Consider the following 5,641-nt stretch of genomic DNA (forward strand, 5'->3'; position numbering starts at 1 on the left):
CCCCCCCCCCCCCCCCACTACCCCGGAAAGAGAAGGGGCCGCGATTCGCATCGCGGCCCCTTGGTCTTGCCGTGTGGATCACCGTTACTTGGTGATGTCCACATCCTTGGTTTCATGCAGGAACAGGCCGCCGACCACGACCGTCATCAACGCGATGATGATCGGGTACCACAGGCCGTAGTAGAGGTTGCCGGTACCAGCCACCAGCGCGAAGGAAATCGCCGGCAGGAAGCCACCGAACCAGCCGTTGCCGATGTGGTACGGCAGCGACATCGAGGTGTAGCGGATACGCGTCGGGAACAGCTCGACCAGGTAGGCGGCGATCGGGCCGTAGACCATGGTCACGTACAGCACCAGCAGCCACAGCATGAAGATCGTGCCGGGGATGTTGATGCGCGCATTGTCAGCCTTGGCCGGGTAACCGGCGGCACCCAACGCACCCTTGAGCTCTCCGCCGAAGGCATCGCCCTTGGCCTTGAGTTCTTCCTTGGTCAGGCCTGCAGCCTCGTAGGAGGTCACGGCGGTGGTCCCGACATTGACCGTCGCCAGCGTACCGGCCGGGGCCGGCTTCACTTCATAGGGCACACCGGCCTTGGTCAGGGCCGCGGTGGCCACGTCGCAGGAGCTGGTGAACTTGCGCAGGCCGACCGGATCGAACTGGAACGAGCAGGTGTTCGGATCGGCATTGACCAGCGCCGGCGAGTTGGTGCGGGCTTCTTCGATGGCCGGGTTGGCGAAGTGGGTCAGGCCCTTGAAGATCGGGATGTAGGTGATCGCGGCCAGCAGACAGCCGGCCAGGATGATCTTCTTGCGGCCGATACGGTCGGACAGCCAGCCGAAGAAGATGAAGAACGGCACACCCAGCGCCAGCGCGGCGGCGATCAGCAGGTAGGAGGTGGTGGCGTCGACCTTGAGCATGCTGCTCAGGAAGAACAGCGCGTAGAACTGACCGCCGTACCACACCACGGCCTGACCGGCTGCGGCACCGAGCAGGACCAGCAGCATCAGCTTGAGGTTGCCGTCCTTGAGGCTGTCACGGAACGGGGTCTTGGAGCCCTTGCCTTCGGCCTTCATCTGCTGGAACAGTGGGGATTCGCTCAGCTGCAGGCGGATCCACACCGAGATGCCCAGCAGCACGATCGAGACCAGGAACGGAATACGCCAGCCCCAGGCTTCGAACGCTTCATTGCCCAGGAAGTAACGGCAGGCCAGGATGATCAGCAGCGACATGAACAGGCCGAGCGTCGCGGTGCACTGGATGAAGCTGGTGTACAGGCCACGCTTGTCGGCCGGTGCATGCTCGGCGACGTAGGTCGCGGCACCACCGTACTCGCCACCCATCGCCAGGCCCTGGGCCAGACGCAGGATGATCAGGATCACCGGGGCGGCGAAACCGATCGAGGCGTAGTTGGGCAGCACGCCGACCAGGAAGGTCGAGATGCCCATGATCAGGATCGTGACCAGGAAGGTGTACTTGCGGCCGATGCGGTCGCCGAGGCTGCCGAAGAAGGCCGCACCGAACGGGCGCACGAAGAAGCCGGCCGCGAACGCCAGCAGGGCGAAGATCATGCCCGTGGTTTCATTGACGCCGCTGAAGAACTGCTTGGCGATGATCGCGGCGAGCGAGCCGTACAGGAAGAAGTCGTACCACTCGAAGACAGTACCCAGGCTGGACGCGAAGATGACCTTCTTGTGTCCCTGGGTAAGTTGGGCTTTTGTTGGTGCGGGTGTGGTGGACATAAGACGCTTCCCCTCCGAAGCAATCGTTGTGTTGTGCCGGCTGTACACCGGCAATCGTTTTTTCTTTTAGAAGCTGTATTTCGTCGTGAACTGCAGGCGGCTGATATCGCCCTTGCGGCCGTCCTCGATCTCGCGCACGCCGTACATCAGCTCGGCGCCGACATCGACCTTGGGCATTGGCGTGTAGAACACGTTGCCGCGGATGCTCTGCACGCTCTTGGTGACCAGCGGGCCGAGGCTGCCGTCGTTGTCGTAATCGCTGCGCGCGTAGATCAGGTTGGTGCGCAGCTTCGGGGTGAAGGCGTGGCGCCAGCCCACATAGCCGGCCAGCACGCCGGTCGGATTGAGTTCGTCGCGGGCGATGTCATACGCGGTATCGGCGGTGACGCCCAGGCCGATGTAACGTGCGATGCCTTCGCCACCGGTGACCTGGTAGTGCAGCGTATCGGTCGGGCCCATCACCCACTTGCCGCCCAGGGTGAGGCCGCCGGCGATCTTGTCCGCATCGGCACCGGTGGTCTGGTTGTCGACCTTCAGCTGACGGACCACGCCGCCGACGCCGAAGGTGCCCCAGTCACCCTTCCAGCCATAACGCAGGGTCAGATCCGGCAGTGCGCCGCGGTCGGAGTTGCTGGCCACGTTGGTCCACGCGCCGGTGACCGGGTTGCGGGTGCCGGTGAGCAGCGTGGTTTCCGGGTTTTCCAGCGCGACGCTGAAGCCGCCCTGGGTGTAGCGGATCTGTGCCTGGCGCACGAAGATCACGCCATCGGTCGGGCCGACGAAGTGGGCGGCTTCCGGCAGCGAGGCCGCGTCCATGAAGTTCGACCAGGTCTGGCCGGCCATCCAGTTGTTCCAGTACATGTAGGCGTGACGCAGGGTCGCACCGTAGGTATTGGTCGCGGTCTGGTTGCCCAGCGAGTTGCCGAAGAAGTCCATCTCGAAGAACGCACCGGACTTGTTGCCGGCCTCGCTGACATTGTCGATGCCAAGATTGAAGCGCGAGAACTTGGCATGGGCGTTGTAATCCACGTCAGAGCGCTTGCCGCTGCCGCCGGCACCGGCCACCGGGGTCTGGCCCGGCAGGTACAGCGCGCGGCCGGTGGCATCGTCGGCCAGCTGACCGTCGCCGGTCTGGGTGGCGAGGAAATCGGCCTTGATGAAGCCGCCGATCTTGACCGTGGTCCCCGGCGCGGCGCCCGGGGTGATGGTGGTGACCTGGATCGGCTGCTTGCCGGCCGGCACCGTGGCCGCCACCGGTTGCTGCGCCTGCACGGTGCGCACCGCGGTGACATCGGTCTGGGCCTGGCTGATCTGGACCTGCTGTTGCTGCTGGTTGTTCAGCAGCAGCTGGACCTGGCGCTCCAGCTCGACAACGCGGGCTTCCAGCGCTTTTTCTTTTGCGGTTTCGGCGAACGCCATGCCTGGCGCGATCAATGCGACGAACATGGCGGCGGCCAACGGCCGGCGTGTCGTCCTCAGCAAACGGTGGCTCATGTTGCCCTCTCTCCCGGGTGGCAAGGTGATGCCGCGCATGGGGCACGGTCGAGCCGAGGGTGCGGCGCGTTGACGCACCGAAGCTATTGGCCATTAGTCGTACTTGCCCCAAGGGGCGAGTACGACCCGGGCGCCGGCAGGCGACCGGCAGGTGCCGCAGGCACCGCGCAGGTACCGACCGTGGGTCGGTACGCCTTGCCTCACGACCAACGGTCGTGAGCTACCGGGGTTGACGGCCATGTCATATCGAGGTGGCCGGCGTTCGACCATGGTCTAACCACCCCGATACCGCGCAGACGGGTGGATGCGGCAAACTGAGGGGGAGAGGTCGCCACTTATGTTGCGACCGCACAACCCCAAGTCAACGTGCAAGTGAGGGTGCCATGGCTGATCTTTACCCCGTCGACGCCGCGTTCGCCGCGGCATCGCGGATCGACAAGAACACGTACCAGCAGCTCTACCGCGAATCGGTGGAGCATCCGGATGCCTTCTGGGGCAAGGCCGCCGAGCGCCTGGACTGGTTCAAGAAACCGACCCGCATCAAGAATGTCAGCTACCAGCTCGACGATTTCCGCATCAAATGGTTCGAAGACGGCGAGCTCAACGCCAGCGTCAACTGCCTGGATCGCCAGCTCGACAAACGCGGCGACAAGATCGCCTTGCTGTTCGAACCGGACAGCCCCGATGCACCGGCGCAGGGCGTCACCTATCGCGAGCTGTATGAGCGCACCTGCCGCCTCGGCAACGCGCTGCGCAACCTCGGCGTCAAGAAGGGCGACCGGGTCACCATCTACCTGCCGATGATCGTCGACGCCGCCGTGGCCATGCTGGCCTGCGCGCGTATCGGTGCGATCCACTCGGTGGTGTTCGGCGGCTTCGCCCCGAACTCGATCGCCGACCGCGTCATCGACTGCGGCAGCAAGCTGATCATCACCGCCGACGAAGGGCTGCGCGGTGGCAAGAAGATCCCGCTCAAGGCCAACGTCGATGCCGCGCTGAAGCTGCCCGGCACCACCACCGTGGAAACGGTGCTGGTGGTCCGCCACACCGGCGGCGCGGTGGACATGCAGGCCCCGCGCGACCGCTGGTTCCACGATGTGGTGGACCCGCAGCCGGCGCAGTGCGAGCCCGAGCGCATGAATGCCGAGGATCCGCTCTTCATCCTCTACACCTCCGGCTCCACCGGCAAGCCCAAGGGCGTGCTGCACACCACCGGCGGTTACCTGCTGTACGCGGCCTACACCCATGAAGCGGTGTTCGACCTGCGCGAAGACGACATCTACTGGTGCACCGCCGATGTCGGCTGGGTCACCGGCCACAGCTACATCGTGTACGGCCCGCTGGCCAATGGCGCCACCTCGGTGATGTTCGAAGGCGTGCCGAACTTCCCGAACACCTCGCGCTTCTGGGAGGTGATCGACAAGCACCAGGTCACCATCTTCTACACCGCCCCCACCGCGATCCGCGCGTTGATGCGCGAAGGCGATGCACCGGTCAAGCGCACCTCGCGCAGTTCGCTGCGCCTGCTCGGCAGCGTCGGCGAGCCGATCAATCCCGAAGCGTGGCGCTGGTACTACGAGGTGGTCGGCGACAGCCGCTGCCCGATCGTGGATACCTGGTGGCAGACCGAAACCGGCGGCATCCTGATCTCGCCGCTGGCCGGCGCGGTCGATCTCAAGCCGGGCTCGGCCACCCTGCCCTTCTTCGGCGTGCAGCCGGCGCTGGTGAACGCCGATGGCGAGATCCAGGAGGGGGCCACCGAAGGCAACCTGATCATCCGCGATTCGTGGCCGGGCCAGATGCGCACCGTCTACGGCGACCATCAGCGCTTCATCGACACCTATTTCCGCACCTACCCGGGCAGCTATTTCACCGGTGATGGTTGCCGTCGTGACGAGGATGGCTACTACTGGATCACCGGCCGCGTGGACGATGTGATCAACGTTTCCGGCCACCGCATCGGCACCGCCGAAGTGGAAAGCGCGCTGGTCTCGCACCCCAAGGTGGCCGAAGCGGCCGTGGTCGGCTTCCCGCACGACATCAAGGGCCAGGGCATCTATGCCTACGTAACCCTGATCGCCGACGAGGCGCCGAGCGATGAACTGCACAAGGAGCTGGTGGCCTGGGTGCGCAAGGAGATCGGTCCGATCGCCGCGCCTGATCATCTGCAGTGGGCGCCGGGCCTGCCCAAGACGCGCTCGGGCAAGATCATGCGCCGCATCCTGCGCAAGATCGCCGAGAACGCACCGGACCAACTCGGCGACACCTCGACCCTGGCCGATCCGTCGGTCGTGGCCTCGCTGGTGGAAGAACGCAAAGTGAAGTGAACTAACCCTTCGCCGTGAAGGCGCAGAATGGGGCCGCGTCATCGCGTTCGCGCTGTCGCTCCCCCGATCCGCAAGCGGAT

General features: G+C 65.0%; 3 protein-coding genes. 1 reads left to right on the plus strand and 2 read right to left on the minus strand.

Annotated elements, in window-relative coordinates; translation table 11 throughout:
- Positions 1-84: 84 nt before the first annotated feature.
- Both ACE026_RS11605 and ACE026_RS11610 read right to left on the minus strand, forming a co-directional pair.
- The gene (locus ACE026_RS11605) at positions 85-1,740 is read right to left on the minus strand and encodes an MFS transporter (protein ID WP_313219263.1); all 1,656 of its coding nucleotides are present in this window, start codon (positions 1,738-1,740) and stop codon (positions 85-87) included.
- Between the two features lie 66 nt (positions 1,741-1,806).
- The gene (locus ACE026_RS11610) at positions 1,807-3,234 is read right to left on the minus strand and encodes a DcaP family trimeric outer membrane transporter (protein WP_486039113.1); all 1,428 of its coding nucleotides are present in this window, start codon (positions 3,232-3,234) and stop codon (positions 1,807-1,809) included.
- A gap of 383 nt (positions 3,235-3,617) precedes the next feature.
- Between ACE026_RS11610 and acs the strand changes: the two genes are divergently transcribed.
- Entirely contained in the window at positions 3,618-5,561 is a 1,944-nt protein-coding gene (acs, locus tag ACE026_RS11615; RefSeq protein WP_486039114.1) for an acetate--CoA ligase, read from the plus strand.
- Positions 5,562-5,641 lie beyond the last annotated feature (80 nt).

This window comes from Stenotrophomonas sp. AGC87 (assembly GCF_057333975.1).